Here is a 692-nt window from a genome sequence, read left to right on the forward strand (position 1 = left end):
TCGCTGGCCCAGTTCGCCGGCAGCTCATTGTTCACGCGACGTTTGAACTCGGCAGCCAGCTCCGGATGCGCGGCGGCGTAGGCGGCAAACTTCTGGTCCCACGCAGACTCTTTCGCCCGGCCGGCTTCTTTGGCATCCCACTGCGCGTAGATGTCTGAAGGGATTTCAAACGGACCGTGGTTCCAGCCCAGCTGCTTGCGGGTCAGCGCGATTTCATCGGCACCCAGCGGCGCGCCGTGCGAGTCGTGCGTGCCGGCTTTGTTCGGCGAACCGAAACCAATCACGGTTTTGCACATCAGCAGTGAAGGCTTGTCGGAAACCGCTTTGGCTTCTTCCACCGCTTTCTTAATCGCGTCCGCATCGTGACCGTCCACGCCGCGCACCACGTGCCAGCCGTACGCTTCAAAGCGTTTGGCGGTGTCGTCGGTGAACCAGCCGTCAACGTGACCGTCGATAGAGATGCCGTTGTCGTCGTAGAAGGCAACCAGTTTGCCCAGCTTCAGGGTGCCGGCGATGGAGCAGACTTCGTGTGAGATGCCTTCCATCATGCAGCCGTCGCCCATAAACACGTAGGTGTTATGGTCTACGATGTCATGACCCGGACGGTTGAACTGCGCCGCCAGCGTGCGCTCGGCAATGGCAAAACCGACTGCGTTAGCGATGCCCTGACCCAGCGGGCCGGTGGTGGTTTC

Annotated in this window: 1 pseudogene; it reads right to left on the reverse strand. The window is 61.1% G+C overall.

The window, feature by feature from the left end:
- A pseudogene (locus HX773_RS26070) lies at positions 1-692 on the reverse strand (transketolase); the annotation flags it as partial.

It is taken from the genome of Pantoea sp. B9002, assembly GCF_013385945.1.
GTDB lineage: Bacteria > Pseudomonadota > Gammaproteobacteria > Enterobacterales > Enterobacteriaceae > Pantoea.